Source organism: Ramlibacter albus (genome assembly GCF_014297445.1).
Taxonomy (GTDB): domain Bacteria; phylum Pseudomonadota; class Gammaproteobacteria; order Burkholderiales; family Burkholderiaceae_C; genus Ramlibacter; species Ramlibacter albus.
Window position 1 is genome coordinate 47,140 of the sequence record NZ_JACORU010000012.1, and the last position, 20,082, is coordinate 67,221.

Sequence of the window (20,082 nt, forward strand, 5' to 3'; positions counted from 1 at the left end):
GCTCCTACCGTAGGGCATCAAGGCTCGACGCACTCTTCGCAGGCGGCGTGAGCCGGCGCAGGGACTGCGCGATGGGCTCGCCCGTCGCGAGGCGAACAAGTGCATACCCCACCTTCGTCGGGTCGTCCTTCTTATTGAGCCTGCAGAACGCCTGTCCCGCATTCTGGATGCACGCAATTTCGAATAGCAGTGGAATGTCGCCCGGAAACGAATGGACCAGTTCGAGCAGCTCCTTGTTGCTCGAGGTCCTGAAGTCGGTCGCGCCTTTGTCGTTTTCGACCATGACCCACTTACCATCCGTCCTGTGAAGAGTGACTTCGATGCCGCCAGGTCCCCCTTTCTTGTCGACTATCGTGTAGCTGCCGATGTCGGACTCCGTGATTCCGGCCGCCTTGATGCGTGAGTGCTGCTCCGCGATGTAGCGGGTCAGCGATTCGGCGCCCTCGGCCAGGACCGCGTCGAGTGTGTCCCGAGCCCCCTGGATCCTGGCGCGCGCGAGGCCGTCGTGAACGATGCAGAGGTCGTGCCAGATTTGCCTTGCCCGGTCCGGGTCGGGTCTTGCGCCGGCCTGCTCCAGCAGGAGCCTGGATTTGCGATACGGGTTCTCGACGGACAGGCGGTAGTAATACTGCGTTGCAAGCAGCGGCACGAGGCTGGATGGGGACTCGACCAACTTCGGGTTGCAAACCCACATCGCCTGCCGCGGCGCCATGCTCGTGTACAACCAGGCGGTCAAGCCTCGCGGACCGGCGTCGTCGATCGACTTGCGAACTTCAGCGGACTTCAGCAACTCGTCGATGACCCGCGAATAGCCCATGAATGCCGCTGCCATCAAAGGGGTCTGCCCCTCGCGGTTCTTTTCGACGAGGCGCGCCGCGCCGCCGGCGTTGATCGTGTCCCGAATGGCGCGACCCGCCTGTTGTTCGGCCTGGACGAACTCCTCGAGGCTGCCGGTGGTGTCACCTATCAAATACATTTGCTGCCGAAGGTCGGCAATGACCTGGTGGGGCGTCCTCGGCTCCCCGGCAAATGCGAACGAAGCCGGCCCGCTCAGCGCAGAACAGGCGAGAAGAAGGAGAAAGTGGCGGAGAGCTGCGCGCATGAGGAGTGGCCGTTGAAAAGCGCAAAGCCTATCGGCCGCTGCGGGCGATCGCACCAGACCTTAGTCTCGCGAAGCGCCCTTAATTCGCCTGCGTCCCTCACTTGATCCCGCTTCCTGACCCCTGGATCTCTCTGGCAGCCTGATGGTTGAGAAGCGTAACTCGACGCTATACAATTCGCGCTATGGATCAGGGCGTTCCGGCACAAGGGCTTGCAGGCGTTTTTCGAAACGGGGTCCAAGGCCGGCATTCAGGCCGCGCACGCGGCGCGCCTTGGTGGCCAACTCAGGCGCCTTAATGTCGCCCGTGTGGCCCAGGACATGAATCTGCCCGGGTGGAAGCTGCATCCGCTGAAGGGTAGTCTTGCTGGCCACTGGGCGGTGTGGGTCAGCGAGAACTGGCGCATGACCTTCGCGTTCGAGGATGGCGACGCCGTTCTCGTGGATTACCAGGACTATCACTGAAGGAGTACCGTGATGGCACGCATGCACAACCCCCCACATCCCGGCCTGACGTTGCGTGACGATGTCCTGCCGGCGCTGGGCCTGAGTGTCACCGAAGCGGCGGCGCAACTTGGCGTGACTCGCGTGGCGCTGTCTCGGGTGCTGAATGGGCGTGCCGCGATCTCCCCGGAGATGGCGCTGCGGCTGGAGGCTTGGCTTGGCGAGGAGAACGGTGGCGCCGCCCACCTGTGGTTGGCGGAGCAGTCTGCCTATGACGAGTGGCAGGCGCGCAAGGCCGTGAAGGCCAAGCCGCTTCGCGTGAAGCGGGCTGCACTGCCGGCTTGAATGAATAGCGGCTCGGCGCCTACTTCAGTACGTCGAGTCCTTTTTGCGCCGCCCACTCCCCGGCATCTTCTTCCCGCTCGCCACCCGCAGCCGCTGCACCTCGATCTGCCCGCCATGCGCGTTGAAGAAGATCGCGTGCGGCGTGAGGGGATCACAGGCAGTTGCCGTAGTAGCAGGCGACCAGCAATGCCATGCAAATCCATGTGGGCCACAGCAGCACGAGCGCGACTACCGAGAAGCCCGCGACTCGAATGCGGTCAAAGTCACGTTTCCGAAGGCTGGTCGCCAAGCTGATGGCGTAGGTGAAAACTCCAACGAGCAGGGATGGCCAGTCCGGTCCCCGCGATATCAGCGCAACGGCTGTGGACGTGAAGACTGCGAGTCCCCATCCAAGGCACACGACTCGCAGGTTTGCGCTACTTGACCCTGGTCGACTGCCGTACCAGCCCCAGGCTGATACGGTGAGTACAGGAACAAGGGTGACGCCGGCGACGAGCAGGAAGTCGAGAATCGATGCATGCATGGTTTGGACTCAAGTTCGACATGGGTCCAGTTTGGCCGGCGCCGGAAAACAAACACGTTGGAAAACGTGGAGGAGACAGGTACGCACCAGCCGGTATCGCAAGCCGATACGGGCTGCTCACGACGCGCTGACTACCAGCCCTTTCGCCGCCGCCCACTCCCCCGCATTCATCTTCTTCCCGCTCGCCGCCCGCAGCCGCTGCACCTCGATCTGCCCGCCATGCGCGTTGAAGAAGATCGCATGCGGCGTGATCGCGCTGATCTCACCGGGCTTGCCGCGCACGGCGCCGAAGGTGCCGACGGCGTGCTTGTGGCAGTCGAACAGGTACACCTTCTCGCCCGCAATCTCGGTCCACGCGCCCGGCGCGGGGTTGCAGCCGCGGATGAGGTTGTAGATGTGGTCCACGTGCTGGTGCCAGTGGATGCGCGACTCCTCCTCGTGCATCCAGCCCTCGTACGTGGCGAGCGATTCGTTCTGGTGGTGCTGCTCGTGCGTGCCGGCGATCACCTGGTCGGCGGCTTCGAGCAGTGCCGCGACGCCGAGGGGGAAGAGCTTGTTGAAGTACAGCTCGCCGAGCGTCTCGTCCGGCTCGATCGCGCAGCGCTTCTGCAAAATCACCGGGCCTTCGTCCAGGCCGTCGGTAGGCCGGAAGATGGTGATACCCGTCTCCGGTTCGCCCAGCACGATGGGCCAGCTGATGGAAGACGGCCCGCGATGGCGCGGCAGCAGCGAGGGGTGATACTGGATCGTGCCCAGGCGCGGAATGGTCACGAGCGAATGCGGCGCGAACTGCGTCACGTACGCCATCACGCCGAGGTCGGGCGCGAGTTCGCGCATCTTCGCGTCGGCCTCGCTGCTGCGCAGGCTGGCGAACTGGAACACCGGCACGCCCTTGTCCTGCGCGGCCTGCCGCAGCGCGTCGGGCTTGGTGCCCGGCGCCTCCGGCTTGCAGAAAACCCCCACCACTTCGTCGCCGCGCGCGAGGAAAGCCTCGAGGACGGCCTTGCCGAAGTCCTGTTGTCCGAGCAATGCGATCTTGGTCATCTGAAAAGGAAGTATGCCGCCAGAGCGTACAGCACGAACGCGAACACCTTTTTCAGCGGCCGGATGTCCATGGCGTGCGCCGTGCGCGCCCCCAGCGGGGCGAGCGTCATGCTGGCGATGGAAATGACCGCGAGCCCCGGCAGGTACAGGTAGCCGATCGAGCCCGGCGGCATCTGCGGCAGGTCGCGGCCGGCCCAGATGTAGCTGAGCGTGCCCGCGAAGGCCAGCGGGAAGCCGAGCGCGGAGGAAGTGCCCACGGCCTCATGGATCTTCACGTTGCACCACGTCATGAACGGCACCGAGACGAACGCGCCGCCCGCGCCCACGAGCGCCGACAGGCCGCCGATGAGGTTGCCCATCAGGAACATCGGCACGGTGCCGGGCAGCGTGCGCGTGGGCTTGGGCTTGCGGTCCAGGAACATCTGCGTCGCCGAGAACGCCACGAAGATCGCGAAGAGGATGCCGAGCGCCTTGGCCGGGATGGCCACCGCCAGCTGCGCCCCGATCATCGAGCCCACGAGGATTCCCGGCGCAAGCCGCACGACCACCGGCCACAGCACCGCGCCGCGGCGCGAATGCGCGCGCACCGAAGAGATCGAGGTGAAGCAGATCGTGGCGAGCGACGTCGCCACCGCCATCTTCACCGTGTATTCCGCGGGGTAGCCCTTGGCGGTGAGGATGATGGTGAGGAAGGGCACCATCAGCATGCCGCCGCCGATGCCGAGAAGCCCGGCGAGGAAACCGGTGCAAACGCCGAGGGCGAGGAGCTCGAGGACCAACTGCAATGTCACGGCGCGCATTGTCGCAGCACGCCGGGAGCCACTTCTCGCGCGGCGCTAGGACGTGCGCCAGTACTGCGGAAGTTTCGCGGCCAGCCAGCGCGCCAGGTTGGCGTTGACCAGCTCCGGCCGCTCCTGCGCCATCCAGTGGCCGGTGGGCAGCGTGGCCTCGGTCAGGTCCCGGCAAGCTTCGCGCATCGGCGCGACCAGCAGCGGCGCGTCGGTCGTGTCGCAGGTGTAGTCGCGGCTGGCATGCAGGAACAGGACCGGCATGTCGAGGCGGCCTTCGTTGCGGGCGCGGCGCGCGTAGGCGGCGTTGGCGTCGCCGTTCATGTACCACGCGCCCGGCCCGAAGAAGCCGTTGCGCGCGAGCGAACTCGCGTAGCGGTGCAGGTCCTCGTCGGTGAGCAGGTCGCGGTCGACAGGCACGTCCGGCGCCTCGGCTGCCCCGCCGAACCAGCCACCGTCGCGCCGGACCGTCGCCGTGCGCGCGGGCGTGTTGCGCAGGTCCGGGTTGCCCTTGCGGAAGAGTGCCTTGGCCGTGTTCAGGGGGTTGGCTTCGAACGTGGCGCGCGCCTTGTCGAAGTTCTCCCGGTAGAACAGCTGGTAGTCCCACTGCCCCGCCGGGTACTCGTCCAGGGGATAGCGCTCGCGATTCACCGTCGGGATCAGGTTGTCGACCGTGAAGCCGCGGGGTTGGTAAGGCACGCACAGGCTGGCCACCGCCAACGCACGTTCAGGGTGGTGCTGCGCGAGGCTCCACACCGCCGGGGCGCCCCAGTCGTGCCCCACCCACACCGCCTGCTCGCGCCCGAGCGCGCGCAGCAGCGCGAGAAGGTCCCCCACGATCGGCTCCATGGCGTAGTCCTCGAGCCGCAGGTGCACCGTAGAGCCGCCGTAGCCGCGCATGTCCGGCGCGACTGCGCGGAAACCGAGATCCGCGAAGCACCGCAACTGATGCCGCCAGCTGATGGACAGCTCCGGCCACCCGTGCACGAAGACGATCAGCGGCGCCGAAGGCGCGCCGCAGGCGAGGTACCAGGTGGTGTGGCCGTCCGACTTGACGACGTGTTCGGTGACCGGAAACCGCATGGGGTGCCCCTCGAAGCTCGACGGGAAACTATGCAGCACGCACGCCTTGCGTTCAAGCAAAAGAAAAGGCCGGAACGAGTCCGGCCTTTTGCCTGTGGGTTCCGAGCCGGCATCCTGAACCGGGGTTCAGGTGGGCGAGGTCAACATGGTATTGGGTTCGTCTGACGCGAGACGATCACGCCTACCATGCGATGTTCCAAGCCCGCGCTCAAAGAGCATTGGTTCAAGGAAATATAAAGCCCGAAATGCACCGCAGACGGATTGCATTCTAGATGCATGCGGCGCTCGCGGGTGCGCACCGCGTGTCGTTTCCGCATTGACGAAAGGGGTTGACAACGCCGAAGCGAAGCTCAACTACAGCAGGCGTCCGTCGTCGCCGAGGGCGCGATCGAGCCGCACGACGAGCGATGCAAGCCGCACGTTGTCGGCCGCGTCGAGCCCTGCGGCGGTGGTCTCACCCGCGATGGCCGCACCCTGGATAGGAGGCTGCGCCGCCTTGTCGGCCACATCGAACGCGAGGTTGAGCGCCGCCAGCACCGCGATGCGGTCACGCGCCTTCACCTTGCCTGCGTCGCGGATCTTGCACATGGCCGTGTCCACCTTCTCCACGGCTTCGAGCAGGCGCTGCTCGCCGCCCTCGGGGCAGCCGAGCAGGTAGCTCTGGCCCATGATCTGGACTTCCAGCTGTTTCATTGATGCAGGTCAGTTCTGGAGGTCGGGGAGGCGTTCGAGCAATGCGTCGACGCGCGAGCGTGCGGCCGAGAGGCGCGACTTGAGCGAGTCGCGCTCCTGCGTGAGCAGCTCCACCTGCTCGGCCAGCAGCGCGTTGGTGCGCTGCAGCTCCTCGTAGCGCACGAGCAGCCGCTCGACACGTTCGACGAGGGGGTCGATGGGGTTGGCGCTGGCCATGCGGCTCATTGTAAGGTTGGGCATCGTAAAATCCAGCTCGTTGGTGCTCGCGGTGTGGTTCGCATGCCGCAGTTCAACGGGAAGCAGGGCGCCGCACGCGGCCAACCTGCGCTGCCCCCGCAACGGTAAGCGGAGGAACGTCGCCCGACACGGCGGCCGTTCCGCACCCATCGACAACAGCCACTGGCCAGCGCTTGCGCGCAGCTGGGAAGGTGATGGGAACGATTCCGCCAGCCCGGATACCGGCCAACACGGTGGCCGCGCCTGCTGTCAGGGCGCGGCCGTGATGCCCATACGCCGGCGGGGAAGCCGGCCCGGGTGACGTGACTTCTCTCTCTTCAAATGACGATTGTGCTCCGCATGCGCCGCGCCGCCTTGCCGCTCGCGCTGGCTGCCGCTTTTACCCCTTCCGCTTTCGCCCAGGTGGCGACCCTCGCCGAAACCGTGGTCACCGCCACGCGCGTGGCGACGCGCGCCGACCAGCTGGTGAGCGACGTGACCGTGATCGACCGCGCAGCGATCGAGGCCGGCACCGCGCGCACGCTCACCGAGCTGCTGGCGCGCACGCCCGGCCTGCAGATGACCGGCAACGGCGGGCGCGGCAAGCAATCCGGCGTGTTCATCCGCGGCGCCGAGCCGCGCCACACGCTGCTGCTGGTGGACGGCGTGCGCGTGGGCTCCGCCACCGCCGGCATCCCCAACTGGGAGACGATCCCGCTGGAGATGATCGAGCGCATCGAGATCCTCAAGGGCCCGGCTTCCGCGCTGTACGGCAGCGATGGCGTGGGCGGTGTGGTGCAGGTGTTCACGCGCAAGGGTGTTGAAGGCTTCCACCCGTACGCCGCCATCACGGCTGGCAGCACCAGCCACTGGGATGCATCCGGCGGCGTGTCGGGCGGGCGCGGCGGCTGGACCTACTCGTTCGGCGCGCAGCGCACGCAGGAAAAGGGCTTCAACGCGACGCAGCCCTACGTGCCCTTCGGCAACTTCAATGCGGACCGCGACGGCTTTCGCCAGACCGCCGTGAACGGCTCGCTCGGCTACAGGTTCAACGAGAACTGGCGCGCCGATGCGACCGTGCTCGCTTCCGACGGCCGCAGCAATTACGACGACGGCGCAGGCGTCGATTCGCTGGCCGCGATCCGCTCGCTGGCCGCGCAGGTGGGCGTGAAGGGCCGCATCCTGCCGGGGTGGCAGAGCGAGCTCAGCGTCGCGCAGGGCAACGACACCAACAACTCCATCCGCGCGAGCTTCCCCGGCAACTTCCGCACCGAGCAGACGCAGTGGACCTGGCAGAACAACATCGACACGCCGGTGGGTGTGGCGGTGGCGGGGCTGGAGCATCGCGTGCAGGACGTGAGCGCGACGACGGCGTACACGGTGACGAGCCGCACGATCAACTCCGCTTTCCTCGGCCTGAACGGCAATGCCGGCGGGCACGCGTGGCAGCTCAATGCGCGGCAGGACCGCAACTCGCAGTTCGGCGACGCCAACACGTGGTTTGCGGGCTACGGCTACCGCTTCACGCCCAGCTGGCGCGTGCATGCGTCGTATGGCACGTCGTTCGTCGCGCCCTCGTTCAACCAGCTGTACTTCCCCGGCTTCGGCAACCCGGCGCTGCAGCCCGAGCGCGGGCGCAACCGCGACTTCGGCGTGACGTACACGCAGGGCGCGCACGAAGTGAAGCTGGTGCGCTTCGACAACCGCATCCGCGGGTTCATGACGAACACCACGCTGCCGGTGAACATCCCGCGCGTGCGCATCGAGGGCTGGTCGCTGGCGTACACGGGCAAGGTGGACGCGCTCAACCTGAGCGCGTCGGCGGACTCGCTCGACCCGCGCAACCAGGTAAGCGGTGCGCGCCTGCCGCGGCGCGCGAAGGAGCAGTACACGGTGGCGGCGGACTACCGCCTCGGTGCGTGGAGCTTCGGTGGCTCGCTGCTGCACGTCGGCAGCCGCTATGACGACGTGGCCAACCGCATCGCCATGGGGTCCTACACGACGGCCGATGCGTTTGCCACGTGGCAGTTCGCGAAGGACCTGAGCGTGCAGCTGAAGCTGAACAACCTCGCGGACAAGCGCTACGAAACCGCTTACGGCTACAACCAGCCCGGTCGCGAGTTCTATGCAACGCTGCGCTGGCAGCCCAAGTAACATGGCCCCCACGCTCCCCGCTTCGCGAGGATCGCTGCCCCCCGAGGGGGCTGTCGCTCCTTGGGGCGGCCCGGCGGAGCGACGTCGCTCATGACCTTCACCATCCCGCAGGGCCCGCGCCGCATCGTCTGCCTGACCGAGGAGACGACGGAGTGGCTGTACCTGCTGGGCGAGGAGGCGCGCATCGTCGGCATCTCCGGCTACACCGTGCGGCCGCGCCGCGCGCGCGAGGAGAAGCCCAAGGTGAGCGCCTTCCTCTCGGCGAAGATCGACCGCATCCTGGAGCTCGAGCCCGACTGCGTGTTCGGTTTCTCCGACCTGCAGGCCGACATCGCGAGCGAGCTCGTGAAGAAGGGCGTGCAGGTCACCATCTTCAACCAGCGCAGCGTGGAGGAGATCTTTTCCATGCTGTACCAGGTGGCGGCGATGGTGGGGGCGGCGGATCGGGGGTTGGTGCTGCTCGAGAAGATGCGGTCGCGTTTGACGGAGATCGAGGCCGCGGGGCGCGCGTTGCCGCGCCGGCCGCGGGTGTTCTTCGAGGAATGGGACGATCCGCTGATCAGCGGCATCCGCTGGGTGAGCGAACTGGTGGGGGTCGCCGGTGGGGACGACGTGTTCCCGGAGCTGGCCGTGCAGGCGCTGGGCAAGGACCGCATCCTTGCGGACGCTTCCGAAGTGGTGCGCCGCAACCCGGACATCGTGTTCGGCTCGTGGTGCGGCAAGAAGTTTCGTGCGGAGCGGGTTGCGGCGCGTGGGGGCTGGCAAGCCGTGAACGCCGTGCGCGATGCGCAGTTGTTCGAGATCAAGTCGGCGGACATCCTGCAGCCGGGGCCGGCGGCGTTGACCGATGGCGTGGAGCAGTTGCATCGCGCCATTGTGCAATGGAGCCGAAACCATGCCTGAGCTGCGCGTGGTGAAAAGCGAGCTGGTGCTCGGGGGCCAGAAGAGCGGCAAGACCGCGCGCGCCGAGCGCCTCGCGGCTGCGTGGCTGGATGTGTCCGAGGTGCACCGCGCCGTGTACATCGCCACCGCGCAGGCCTGGGACGAGGAGATGCGCGAGCGCATCGAGCGGCACCGGCGCGACCGCGCGGAGCGCGTGCCGCGCATGTCCACGGTGGAGGAGCCGTTCGAGCTGGCGCGCGCGATCGGGGAGCACAGCCGCGCCGACACGCTGATCGTGGTGGACTGCCTCACGTTGTGGCTGACCGGGCTGCTGATGCCCGCGGTCGACAAGCCGATGACGCAGGCGACGCCGCTGCACCTGGCGCACACCATCGCCTCGTGCGCGGGGCCGCTGGTGCTGATCAGCAACGAGATCGGGCTGGGCGTGGTGCCGATGGGGCGGGACGTGCGGCACTTCGTGGATTCGCTCGGCACGCTGAACCAGGCGGCGGCTTCGGCCTGCGAGCGCGTGACGCTGATGTCGGCGGGGCTGGCGATGGTGTTGAAGGGGGAGCCGTGATCCGCTTCCTGCTTTGGATTTGTATGTGGTTCGGCGTCGCGCATGCGGCCGAGCCGCCGAAGCGCATCGTGACGATGCTGCCTTCGCTGACGGAAGTGGTCTGCGAGCTCGGCGCGTGCGAGCGGCTGGTCGGCGTCGACAATTTCTCCAACTGGCCCCAGCCGGTGCGCAATCTGCCGCACCTCGGCGGGCTGGAGGACGCCAACATCGAAGGCATCGTCGCGCTCAAGCCGGACCTGGTGCTGCTGCCGGTGTCGTCGCGCGCCACGGAGCGCCTGAAGTCCCTCGGGCTGCGCGTGGTATCGCTGGAGCCGCGCAGCCTCTCGGACCTGCAACGCGTGCTGGCGGAAGTCGCGCAACTGCTGGGCGCGAGCGATGGCGCGAGCGCCTGGAAGCGCATCAACGAAGGCGTGGACGCCGCGGCCCGCGAGCTGCCGCCCGCGCTGCGCGGCACGCGGGTGTACTTCGAAGTGAACAGCGGGCCGTATGCGGCGAGCGAGTCGTCGTTCATCGGCGAAGTGCTGGCGCGCGTGGGTGCGGCGAACATCGTGCCGGGGTCGTTGGGGCCCTTCCCGAAACTCAACCCGGAGTTCGTGGTGCGCGCGGACCCGCAGGTGATCATGGTGTCCGACCGCAACGCGCAGGCGCTCGCGTCGCGGCCGGGCTGGGCACGCATCGATGCACTTCGCAGCGGCCGCGTGTGCATGTTCACGCCGGCGCAGGGCGACGTGCTCGTGCGCCCCGGCCCGCGCATGCCCGAGGCGGCGCAGCTGATGGTGCGGTGCCTCACCGGCAGGCTGAAGTGACGCGTTCGCCGTTTTCGTTGTTCGTCACGCTCGTGGTTGCGAGCGTGCTGCTGCTGGCGTTGGGCACGGCGATCGGCAGCACAGGTTGGGAGAACCTGTGGGCGGGCGGTGGCACGACGCAAGCGATCCTGTGGGAGATCCGTTTGCCGCGCAGCCTGGGGGCATGGCTGGCGGGGGCGTTGCTGGGGCTGGCGGGTGCCGTGGCACAGGGGCTGTTTCGCAATCCGCTGGCCGACCCGTATTTGTTGGGCAGTGCAACGGGTGCGGCTTTGGGTGTCGCGTTGCTGCTGGTGTTGTTCGGTGCGTCACCGGCTGCTGCGGGCTGGGCGGCTCGCGTGGGGCTCACCGGGGCGGGCTTCGTTGGCGCCGTGGCTGCCGTGATGGTCACGCTGGCGCTCGCGAAAGGTGTGCAGCACACATTGCGCTTGCTCCTCGCCGGCGTGATCGTCGGGATGGTGTTCGGCGCGTTCGCGGCGCTGGTGATGTTCTGGGTGCCGGACATCATGCGGGCGATGCAGGCGTTCCTGCTCGGCACGACCGGCTACCTCGGGTGGAGCAGCGTGGCGCTGCTCGGTGTGTTGTTCGTCGTGAGCCTGGGGGCGGTGGTGGTGTTCAGCCGCGCGCTGGATGCGCTGTCGCTCGGGGAGACCACGGCTGCGAGCCTGGGCATTGCGCTCGGCCCGGTGCGCTTCGTGCTGATCGCGGTGATGGCGTTGGCAACCGGGGCCGCGGTGGCGCAGGTGGGGCTGATCGCGTTCATCGGGTTGATCGCGCCGCATCTCGTGCGGGCCGCGGTGAAGCCGACGCATCGCTGGCTGCTGCCGCTTGCCGCGCTTGCCGGCGGGGTGCTGCTGCTGGCGGCCGATGTGCTGGCCCGTTGGGTGCTGGCGCCGCAGGAGTTGCCGGTGGGCGTGCTGACGGCGGTGCTCGGAGGTGGGTACCTGTTGTGGTTGATGCATCGGAGGCCCGCATGACGCCTGCGCTGACCGCGCGCGGCTTGCGTGTCGCATTGGGCGGCGTGGAGGTGCTGCATGGTGTCGACGTCGACATCGCACAGGGCCGCTGGACCGCGATCGCGGGGCCGAACGGCGCGGGCAAGACGACGCTGCTCAAGGCGCTGGCGCACCTGCTGCCTTGCCGTGGCGAGGTGACGCTGCTCGGCCGTGACATCGCGCAGTGGCCGCACAAGGAGCGCGCGCGGGCGATGGCGTGGCTGGGGCAGGGCGAGACCGGTTCCGAGGACCTGCTCGCGCGCGATGTCGTGATGCTCGGGCGATTGCCGCACCAGGACTGGCTGGGCACGCCGAGTGCGGCGGATCGTGCGGCGGTGGAAGCGGCGATGCGCGAGACACAGTCGTGGGACTGGCGCGACCGCGCGCTGGGGCAGCTCTCCGGCGGGGAGCGCCAGCGCGTGCTGCTCGCGCGTGCGCTTGCCGTGCAGGCGAGCGTGCTGCTGATGGACGAGCCGCTGGGCCACCTCGACCCCCCGCACCAGGCGGACTGGCTCGCGATCGTGCGGCGGCACGTCGCGCGCGGCGGTACGGCGGTGAGCGTGCTGCACGAGATCACGATGGCGCTGCAGGCCGACGAACTGCTGCTCGTGGACAAGGGGCGCATCGTGCATCACGGTGCGTGCTCGGATGCCGAGACGCATCGCGCGCTGGAACAGGTGTTCGAAGCACGCATCGCCGTACACCAGGTTGCGGGCCAATGGGCTGCGTTGCCGAGGGAGAAATTGGAATCTGACCCCGATTCTTTTGCGGGGGTGCGGGAAAAAATTGGAATCTGACCCCAATTGTTGGGCGATCGTGGTGGCGCTGGTGCTGGACCGCGTGTGGGGCGAGCCGCGGCTGCGGTGGCATCCGGTGGCGTGGATGGGCAGGTACCTGGGGTGGATCGGGGGCTTGATCGCGCCGAGAAGCGCGCAGCCTTCGCCGAACTGGACGGCGTTCTGGGCGGGAGCGCTCGCGTGGTACGGCGGGGCGGTGATGGTGGGTATCGCCGCGTGGGGCTTGCAATGGGATGCCATGACGCTGCATCCGTTGGCAGCGGGTGCGCTGGTGGGCGTGATGCTCAAGCCGATGCTGTCGTGGAAGATGCTTCGCGACGAGGTGATGCAGGTGGAACAGGCGCTTTCGCAATCGCTCGACGCGGGCCGCAGGCAGCTGGGGCGCATCGTGAGCCGCGAGGTGATGCAGCTCGATGAATCGCAGGTGCGCGAAAGCGCGATCGAGTCGCTGGCCGAGAACCTGAACGACTCGGTGGTGGCGCCGCTCTTCTGGTTCGTGGTGGCGGGGCTGCCCGGCGCGGTGGTGTACCGCTTCGCGAACACGGCCGATGCGATGTGGGGCTACCGCGGCTTCCGCGCGGGTGTGCATTGGGAATGGGCCGGCAAGTGGGCGGCGCGTGCCGACGACGTGCTGTCGTGGATCCCGGCGCGGCTGACGGCCTTGCTCCTCGCGATCGCATCGGCCGATGTGGCGGTGTGGCGCTTGCGCAGGGAGGCGAAGCAGACGCCGTCGCCCAACAGCGGCTGGCCGATGGCGGCGATGGCGCTCGCGCTGGGTGTGCGGCTGCGCAAGCCGGGCGTCTATGCGCTCAATGCCAGCGGCCGGGCGCCCGGCAGCGACGACACGGTTCGCGCCGTCGCGCTTGGCAGCCGCAGTATCGTCATCATGGCCGCATGGGCAGTGCTGATGCTGCTCGCGCTGCAATGGGGCAGGGCGGTTTGATGCGGCTGATCACCAAACGGGCGGGAGCGACTTGATGCGCGCGAAGTGCGTGATGGTTCTGGGCACCACCAGCGGCGCCGGCAAGAGCTGGCTGGCCACGGCGCTGTGCCGCTGGTACGCGCGGCAAGGCCTGAAGGTGGCGCCGTTCAAGGCGCAGAACATGAGCAACAACGCGCGCGTTGTCGCCGGCGGCGAGATCGGCAGCGCGCAGTACTTCCAGGCACTGGCTGCGCGCGCGGAACCGGAGGTGCGGATGAACCCGCTGCTGCTCAAGCCCGAGCGCGACACGCACAGCCAGGTGGTGCTGCTCGGGCAGGTGAGCGACGAGCTCACGCATGCGCCCTGGCGCGGGCGCAGCGAGAAGGTGTGGCCCGTTGTCGCGAAGGCACTCGACGAACTGCGCGAAGAGAACGACGTCGTCGTCATCGAAGGCGCCGGCTCGCCGGCCGAGATCAACCTCAAGGACGCCGACATCGTCAACATGCGCATCGCGCGGCATGCCGGCGCGCGCTGCCTGCTCGTCACGGACATCGACCGCGGCGGCGCCTTCGCGCACCTCTACGGCACGTGGGCGCTGCTGGACAACGAGGAGCGCAAGCTGCTCAAGGGCTTCGTGCTGAATCGCTTTCGTGGCGATGCCTCGCTGCTCGCGCCCGGCCCGCAGCAACTGCAGCAACTCACCGGCGTGCCGACCGTCGCCACGCTGCCGATGTGGTGGCATCACGGCCTGCCGGAAGAAGACGGCGTGTTCGACGACCGCAGCACGGCCGCGGGCGAGGTGAAGCTCACGATCGCCGTCGTCGCATACCCGCGCATCAGCAACCTCGACGAGTTCCAGCCGCTGAAGAACGTGCCCGGCGTGCGCCTCGTGTGGGCGCGCAGCCCGGCCGCGTTGGCCGGTGCCGACTGGATCGTGCTGCCGGGGTCCAAGCACACGACGGGCGACCTCGCGTGGCTGCGCGCGCAAGGGTTGGACCGCGCGATCGCCGCGCACGCGCAACGCGGCGGCCGCGTGCTGGGCATCTGCGGCGGGCTGCAGATGCTGGGCGAGGCGCTGGTGGACACGCACGGCATCGACGGCAATGCGCCCGGGCTCGGGCTGCTGCCGCTGGTGACGCACTTCGAGCCCGACAAGACCGTGAAGCGCACGGCAACGCGGTTCGCGGAGCTCGCCCAACCATGGGCCGCGCTGTCGCACGTCAGCGTGAGCGGCTACGAGATCCACCACGGCCGCACGTTGCAGCACCCGGCGATGGCACCCGCGCGTGAGCTCATCCCGGCGCTGGCGTGGCAGTCGGGCAGCGTGCTGGGTGTGTACCTGCATGGCATGTTCGAGGACACGGCCGTGCTGCAAGCGCTGTTCGGTGCCGCCGCACCTACGCTTGACAGCGTGTTCGAAGGCCTCGCCGATTTCATCGACCGACACTTCGACCGCGGCCGCCTGCAGGCCCTCATTGCATGAACCTCGAACAGACATTGCGCGAAAGGCTCGACGCCAAGACCAAACCCATCGGCTCGCTCGGCCGCCTCGAAGACCTCGCGGTGCAACTCGGCGTCGCGCTCGGCACCGACGAACCTTCGCTCGACCACCCGCAGATGATCGTCTTCGCGGGCGACCACGGCGTGGCCGCCGCGCACGGCGTCTCGGCGTACCCGCGCGACGTGACCTGGCAGATGGTCAAGAACATCCTCGCGGGCGGCGCCGCGGTCAGCGTGCTCGCGCGCCAGCATGGCATCGCGCTCACCGTCGTCGACTGCGGCGTCGACCACGACTTCGCGCCGCAGCCCGGGCTGGTGTTGCGCAAGGTGACGCCGGGGACCGCCGATTCGACGCAAGGCCCCGCGATGACGGCCGCCGAGTGCGCGCAAGCCATCCAGCATGGGCGCGAAGTCGTGCGCGCATTGCCCGGCAACGCCGTGCTGCTGGGCGAGCTGGGCATCGGCAACACGTCGGCGGCATCGCTGCTGTGCGCGGCGCTGGCCGGGTGCACGCTGGACGACTGCGTGGGGCCCGGCACGGGGCTGGACGCCGCCGGTGTGCTGCGCAAGCGCGGCGTCCTGCAGCGCGCGCTCGAGCTGCACAAGCACGCGAGCGAGCCGCTGCAGGTGCTCGCGGCCTATGGCGGCTTCGAGATCGCGGCCATGGTCGGCGCGATCCAGCAGGCCGCGCAGGAGCGCCGCGTCGTGGTCGTGGATGGCTTCATCTCGACTTCCGCCGTGCTGGTGGCGCACGCCGTCGACCCGAAGGTGCTGCCAAGCTGCGTCTTCTCGCACCGCTCCGGCGAGCGCGGGCACGAACTGATGCTGCGCCACCTCGGTGCGAAGCCCTTGCTGGACCTGGGCCTGCGGCTCGGGGAGGGTTCCGGGGCTGCGTTGGCGTGGCCGCTGCTGGTCTCCGCGTGCCTCATCATGCGGGACATGGCCACTTTCGAGTCCGCGAGGGTTTCGGGTAAGACCCCATAGAAACCAGTTGTGGCGCCGCGTCCCCGGGGCTATCCTCCGCGCATTACAAAGCCTGGGAGCGCACATGTACAAGCGAATCCTCCTCGCCTATGACGGCTCGGACGCGGGCCAGAAGGCCCTGCTGGACTGCGGCGAGCTTGCGCAGTGGAGCCAGTCCGAAATCTTCCTCGTGGCCGTCATGCCGTCGGCCATGAGCTTCGTGGGCCTCGAAGGCGGCGTGTACGACGTGGAGCTCGAGGAGCGCGAGAAGAAGAAATACCAGGCCGTGCTGGAAGACGGGCTTCGGCGCCTGTCCGAGCGCGGATGGGCGGCCAAGGGTGAAGTGGTCGTGGGCGAGGCCATCGACGAGATCACCAAGTACGCGAGGAAGGTCGACGCCAACCTGATCGTCGTCGGCCACAAGCACCTGGACAGCTGGGCCGCGCGCTGGTGGCGCGGCTCGATCTCCGGTGCGCTGATCGAGCACGCACCGTGCAGCGTGCTGGTCACCATCACGCATTGAGGTTGCACCCGGATTGCGAGGGCGAGTCATCTGCCCTTAAGCTCGCGGGCATGAAGCAAGCACGCTGTACTTTCCTTGCCGCCTCCCTTGTCGTCCTGCTGGCCGGCTGCGCCGGCATGGCGCCCAGCGCGTCCGCGCCGCCGCCGAAGCTGGTGGTGTTCATGGCCGTCGACGGCCTGCCGCAGCGGCAGGTGCTGGCCTACCGCGACCAGCTCGCGCCCGACGGGTTCGCCCGCTTCCTCGACCGCGGCGCGTGGTTTGCCGACGCGCACTACGCGCACTCGTTCACCGTCACGGCCGCGGGACACGCCACCATGCTCACGGGCGCCTACCCGCACCGCACCGGCATCATCGGCAACGAATGGAAGGACCAGGCCACCGGCGCCGACGTCTACAACACGGGCGACACGTCCTGCCAGTACATCGGCAACCGCACGCGCCCGCTGGACGGAACCAGCCCGCGCAACCTGAAGGTCGAGACGGTGGGCGACGTGCTGCGCCGCGTGAGCCCGCAAAGCAAGGTGATCGGCATCTCCGGCAAGGACCGCGGCGCGATCCTGCCCGCGGGCAAGACCGGCACGGCGTACATGTACATGGGGGAGACCGGCCAGTTCGCGTCCACCACCTGCTACATGCCCAGGCACCCCGCCTGGGTCGATGCGTTCAACGCCGCCAAGCCGGCGGACCGCTGGTTCAAGCAGGAGTGGAAGCCGGTGCTGGCGGAGGAGGCCTACGCGCGCTCGCTGCCCGACGCGCAGCCGTGGTTCGGCCGCAAGGGCGCGAAGCTGCCGATGATGATGGGCGCCGCGTCCGACGACAAGCCGGGCCCCGCGTACTACACCGGGCTGCTGCCCAGCCCCTTCGAGGACATGCTGTCGCTCGAATTCGCGCGCGCCGCCATCGCCGGCGAGCAGCTCGGCCGCGACGACGCGCCGGACATCCTGTCGGTGAGCCTCTCGGGCCACGACTACATCAACCACGCGTACAGCGCGGAGTCGCGCCTGTCGCACGACCACTTCCTGCACCTCGACCGCATGCTGCAGGCCTTCTTCCGCGACCTCGATGCGACGGTAGGCCCCGACAACTACATGGTGGTGCTCACGGCTGACCACGGTTTCATGCCGGCGCCGGAAGTGTCGCAGCAGCAGGGGCGCGACGCGGGCCGCATCGACTTCCGCCGCGCGCTGGCCAACATCAACCAGGGGCTGGCCACGCAGTTCGGCGTGCCGGGCCTCGTGATGAACTATTCGTCGGCGACGCTGCTGCTCAACAAGAAGCTGATCGCCGAGAAGAACCTCTCGCTCGACGCGGTGGCCGACGCGGCGCGCAAGCTGCTGCTCGCGGAGCCCGGCTTCGACACCGCGTACACGCGCGCCGAGCTGCTGTCGGGCAGCCGCCGCGGCGACAGGTTCTTCGACGCGCAGCGCAAGGCCTGGCACCCGGACGTGTCGGGCGAGGTGCAGTTCTCGCTGAAGCCGTACTGGATGTTCGCAAGCTCTTCCGCGGCGACGCACGGCTCGCCGCATCCGTACGACACCAACGTGCCGATCCTCGTGTACGGGCCGAAGTGGGTGAAGCCGGGGCGCATCGACATGCGCGTCGAAGTTGCCGACATCGCGCCGACGCTGGCGGGCCTGCTGCACGTGCCGCCGCCTTCGACGGCCGAGGGCAAGCCTCTGCCGCTCATCAGGCCTTAACAATCGGGACACCCAAGCTACATCGCGGTCGGGCATGCTTGAGGGCTGGCGCGGTATAACAGCGGGCAACTCGAGACTCGCAGCCAGCCAGCAAGGATCGCGATGCAAGAAAAAACGCCGGGACCACCGGCCGACCCGCCCGAGTATTTCGAAACCCCCAACCCTGCCCAACCGCGGCGCCTGAGCCGCCGCGCGCTCGTGGGCGGCGGCGTCATCGCCGTCGCCCTGCTCGCCGGCCTCGGCTGGTGGGTGTGGGAGCTGACGCATCCCGACACGCCGGCAACTGCCGGTGCGGGTGGACCGGGCGGGCCGGGTGGGCCTGGGGGTGGCGGCGGCGGTGGTGGCCGCATGGGTGGCGGCGGGCCGGGCGGCGGCGGCCTCGGTGGCGGGCGCACCGCCACCACGGTAGGCATCGCGGTCGCGCAAGCCGCGGACATCCCCGTGAACCTGGAGGCGCTGGGCACCGTCGTGCCGCGCGCCACCGCACGCGTGCGGCCGCAGGTCTCGGGCCCGCTGGTCAAGATCCATTTCACGGAAGGGCAGAACGTCAAGCGCGGCCAGCTGCTGGCCGAGATCGACCCGCGGCCCTTCGAGATGCAGCTGCAGCAGGCCATCGGCCAGCGCATGCGCGACGAGGCGCAGCTCGCGGTGGCGAAGACCACGCTCACGCGCTACCGCACGCTGCTGCAGCAGGACTCCATCGCCCGGCAGGAGGTGGACCAGCAGGCGGCGCAGGTGGGCCAGCTCGAAGCCACGGTCGTGTCGAGCAAGGCGCAGGAGGGCACGGCACGCCTGAACCTCTCGTACACGCGCATCAGCGCGCCCATCTCCGGCCGCATCGGCCTGCGCGCGGTGGACGTGGGCAACACGGTGAGCCCGAGCGACGCCAACGGCATCGGCACGATCACCGAGCTCACGCCGATCGACGTGGAGTTCTCCATCCCGCAGGACCACGCGTCCTGGCTGCAGCACAACAGCGGTGCCTTCATGGAAGTCAAGGCGTACGACCGCACGAAGACCGAGCTGCTGGACACGGGCGTCTTTGCGTCGCTCGACAACCAGATCGACACGACGACGGGCACCGTGAAGGCCAAGGCGCGCTTCAACAACGCCCGCATGCAGATGTTCCCCAGCCAGTTCGTCAACGTGCAGCTGCAGGTGCGCACGATCAAGGACGCGGTGGTGGTCCCGGTGACGGCGGTGCGCCAGAGCGGCACGGGCGAGTTCGTGTTCGTGCTGCAGCAAGACCGTACGGTACAGATGCGCCCCGTGGTGCGCGGCCAGCTCATGGGCGACCGCGTGCAGCTGGTGAGCGGGCTGAGGATCGGCGAGCGCGTCGTCACCGAGGGTGCCGACCGCCTGCGCGACGGTTCGCGCGTGATCCTGCCGGGCGATACGCCGGGGCAAGGCTGGGGTGGCGGTGGCGGCCGCAGGCGGCAAGGTGGCGCGAGCGGCGCCACGCCGGGCGCTTCGTCGCCGTTCCAGGGTGCGTCGGCGGCGCAAGGGCCGGGTGGCGGTGGCTGGGGTCGCGGTGGCGATGCCGGTCCGGGCGGCTCGGGTGGCGGGCCCGGCATGGGCGTCGGCCCGCGTGCCGGTTCGCCCTTCGCGGGTGCGAGTGCGATGCAGCGGCAGGCGGAAGCGGGTGCACCTTCCGCGCGGCCGGGCGGGCAACCCGAGGCAGGCGCGATGCCTGCGCGGCCCAACGCACAAGCGGGCAGCGCGCCGGCACGCCAGCGCGCGGAAAGCGCAGCGCCGCCGCCGGCGCAGGCTGCGGCCGCCGGCGGCAGCAAGGGCCCCACGCCCGAGCAGCGCCAGCGCATGCTCGACGCCGTGAAGGACAACCCCGAGCAACTCGAGCGCCGCAAGCGCTTCCTGGCCGCGCTCGACCGCGGCGACCCCGAAGCCATCGAGCGGTGGCAGATGATGCAGCAGCGCCGTCGTGAAGGCGGGGGCGGGAGTCAATGAGCCCCCACGCTCCCCGCTTCGCGAGGATCGCTGCCCCCCGAGGGGGCTGTTTCGCCTTGGGGCGGC

21 protein-coding genes and 1 riboswitch are annotated in these 20,082 nt (G+C 68.7%); of the genes, 14 read left to right on the forward strand and 7 right to left on the reverse strand.

Annotated features, from left to right (window positions below; genetic code table 11):
• Window positions 1-4: 4 nt before the first annotated feature.
• Window positions 5-1,102 (reverse strand): hypothetical protein, encoded by a 1,098-nt coding sequence (locus tag H8R02_RS24710; protein WP_187084180.1) that lies wholly within the window; start codon window positions 1,100-1,102, stop codon window positions 5-7.
• A gap of 186 nt (window positions 1,103-1,288) precedes the next feature.
• Between H8R02_RS24710 and H8R02_RS24715 the strand changes: the two genes are divergently transcribed.
• Complete coding sequence (locus H8R02_RS24715; RefSeq protein ID WP_187084279.1) at window positions 1,289-1,564, forward strand: type II toxin-antitoxin system RelE/ParE family toxin; 276 nt, start codon at window positions 1,289-1,291, stop codon at window positions 1,562-1,564.
• A 12-nt stretch (window positions 1,565-1,576) separates the two neighbouring features.
• Window positions 1,577-1,888 carry a HigA family addiction module antitoxin gene (locus H8R02_RS24720; RefSeq protein ID WP_187084181.1) on the forward strand — a complete coding sequence of 104 codons (312 nt, stop codon included), beginning with the start codon at window positions 1,577-1,579 and terminating at the stop codon, window positions 1,886-1,888.
• A gap of 151 nt (window positions 1,889-2,039) precedes the next feature.
• Here H8R02_RS24720 and H8R02_RS24725 read toward each other — a convergent pair whose 3' ends face one another.
• The 6 genes from H8R02_RS24725 to zapB all read right to left on the reverse strand — a co-directional run bounded on the left by H8R02_RS24725 (window position 2,040) and on the right by zapB (window position 6,235).
• Window positions 2,040-2,411: a hypothetical protein gene (locus tag H8R02_RS24725; protein WP_187084182.1), complete on the reverse strand. Its 372-nt coding sequence runs from the start codon at window positions 2,409-2,411 to the stop codon at window positions 2,040-2,042.
• Between the two features lie 117 nt (window positions 2,412-2,528).
• Complete coding sequence (locus H8R02_RS24730) at window positions 2,529-3,455, reverse strand: methionyl-tRNA formyltransferase (protein ID WP_187084183.1); 927 nt, start codon at window positions 3,453-3,455, stop codon at window positions 2,529-2,531.
• A complete protein-coding gene (locus H8R02_RS24735) occupies window positions 3,452-4,255 on the reverse strand; it encodes a sulfite exporter TauE/SafE family protein (RefSeq protein ID WP_187084184.1) in 804 nt (267 codons plus the stop codon). The genes H8R02_RS24730 and H8R02_RS24735 overlap by 4 nt, the downstream gene beginning before the upstream one ends.
• Window positions 4,256-4,291: 36 nt before the next feature.
• Window positions 4,292-5,326 (reverse strand): alpha/beta fold hydrolase, encoded by a 1,035-nt coding sequence (locus H8R02_RS24740; RefSeq protein ID WP_187084185.1) that lies wholly within the window; start codon window positions 5,324-5,326, stop codon window positions 4,292-4,294.
• Window positions 5,327-5,680: 354 nt separating this feature from the next.
• Window positions 5,681-6,019, reverse strand: coding sequence for a cell division protein ZapA (locus tag H8R02_RS24745; protein WP_187084186.1), 339 nt, complete (start codon window positions 6,017-6,019; stop codon window positions 5,681-5,683).
• A 9-nt stretch (window positions 6,020-6,028) separates the two neighbouring features.
• Entirely contained in the window at window positions 6,029-6,235 is a 207-nt protein-coding gene (gene zapB / locus H8R02_RS24750; protein WP_187084187.1) for a cell division protein ZapB, read from the reverse strand.
• A gap of 24 nt (window positions 6,236-6,259) precedes the next feature.
• A riboswitch (cobalamin riboswitch) is annotated at window positions 6,260-6,500 on the forward strand.
• Between the two features lie 77 nt (window positions 6,501-6,577).
• On the opposite strand from zapB, the gene H8R02_RS24755 reads away from it, so the two are divergent.
• From H8R02_RS24755 to H8R02_RS24810, 12 genes are all read left to right on the forward strand, one after another.
• Window positions 6,578-8,389, forward strand: coding sequence for a TonB-dependent receptor domain-containing protein (locus H8R02_RS24755; RefSeq protein WP_187084188.1), 1,812 nt, complete (start codon window positions 6,578-6,580; stop codon window positions 8,387-8,389).
• A 90-nt stretch (window positions 8,390-8,479) separates the two neighbouring features.
• Entirely contained in the window at window positions 8,480-9,292 is an 813-nt protein-coding gene (locus H8R02_RS24760; protein ID WP_187084189.1) for a cobalamin-binding protein, read from the forward strand.
• Window positions 9,285-9,851: a bifunctional adenosylcobinamide kinase/adenosylcobinamide-phosphate guanylyltransferase gene (locus tag H8R02_RS24765; protein WP_187084190.1), complete on the forward strand. Its 567-nt coding sequence runs from the start codon at window positions 9,285-9,287 to the stop codon at window positions 9,849-9,851. Before H8R02_RS24760 ends, H8R02_RS24765 begins: the two co-directional genes overlap by 8 nt.
• A gap of 23 nt (window positions 9,852-9,874) precedes the next feature.
• Complete coding sequence (locus H8R02_RS24770) at window positions 9,875-10,657, forward strand: ABC transporter substrate-binding protein (RefSeq protein ID WP_187084280.1); 783 nt, start codon at window positions 9,875-9,877, stop codon at window positions 10,655-10,657.
• Between the two features lie 17 nt (window positions 10,658-10,674).
• The gene (locus tag H8R02_RS24775) at window positions 10,675-11,631 is read left to right on the forward strand and encodes a FecCD family ABC transporter permease (protein ID WP_187084281.1); all 957 of its coding nucleotides are present in this window, start codon (window positions 10,675-10,677) and stop codon (window positions 11,629-11,631) included.
• Window positions 11,628-12,446, forward strand: coding sequence for an ABC transporter ATP-binding protein (locus tag H8R02_RS24780; RefSeq protein ID WP_187084191.1), 819 nt, complete (start codon window positions 11,628-11,630; stop codon window positions 12,444-12,446). The genes H8R02_RS24775 and H8R02_RS24780 overlap by 4 nt, the downstream gene beginning before the upstream one ends.
• Window positions 12,436-13,389 carry an adenosylcobinamide-phosphate synthase CbiB gene (cbiB, locus tag H8R02_RS24785; protein WP_187084290.1) on the forward strand — a complete coding sequence of 318 codons (954 nt, stop codon included), beginning with the start codon at window positions 12,436-12,438 and terminating at the stop codon, window positions 13,387-13,389. The genes H8R02_RS24780 and cbiB overlap by 11 nt, the downstream gene beginning before the upstream one ends.
• Before the next feature lie 34 nt (window positions 13,390-13,423).
• Window positions 13,424-14,851, forward strand: coding sequence for a cobyric acid synthase (locus H8R02_RS24790; protein WP_187084192.1), 1,428 nt, complete (start codon window positions 13,424-13,426; stop codon window positions 14,849-14,851).
• Complete coding sequence (cobT, locus tag H8R02_RS24795; protein WP_187084193.1) at window positions 14,848-15,852, forward strand: nicotinate-nucleotide--dimethylbenzimidazole phosphoribosyltransferase; 1,005 nt, start codon at window positions 14,848-14,850, stop codon at window positions 15,850-15,852. Before H8R02_RS24790 ends, cobT begins: the two co-directional genes overlap by 4 nt.
• 64 nt (window positions 15,853-15,916) lie before the next feature.
• Entirely contained in the window at window positions 15,917-16,354 is a 438-nt protein-coding gene (locus tag H8R02_RS24800) for a universal stress protein (RefSeq protein ID WP_187084194.1), read from the forward strand.
• Window positions 16,355-16,404: 50 nt separating this feature from the next.
• Window positions 16,405-18,051, forward strand: coding sequence for an alkaline phosphatase family protein (locus tag H8R02_RS24805; RefSeq protein WP_187084195.1), 1,647 nt, complete (start codon window positions 16,405-16,407; stop codon window positions 18,049-18,051).
• Window positions 18,052-18,153: 102 nt separating this feature from the next.
• A complete protein-coding gene (locus tag H8R02_RS24810; RefSeq protein WP_187084196.1) occupies window positions 18,154-20,016 on the forward strand; it encodes an efflux RND transporter periplasmic adaptor subunit in 1,863 nt (620 codons plus the stop codon).
• Window positions 20,017-20,082: the final 66 nt, after the last annotated feature.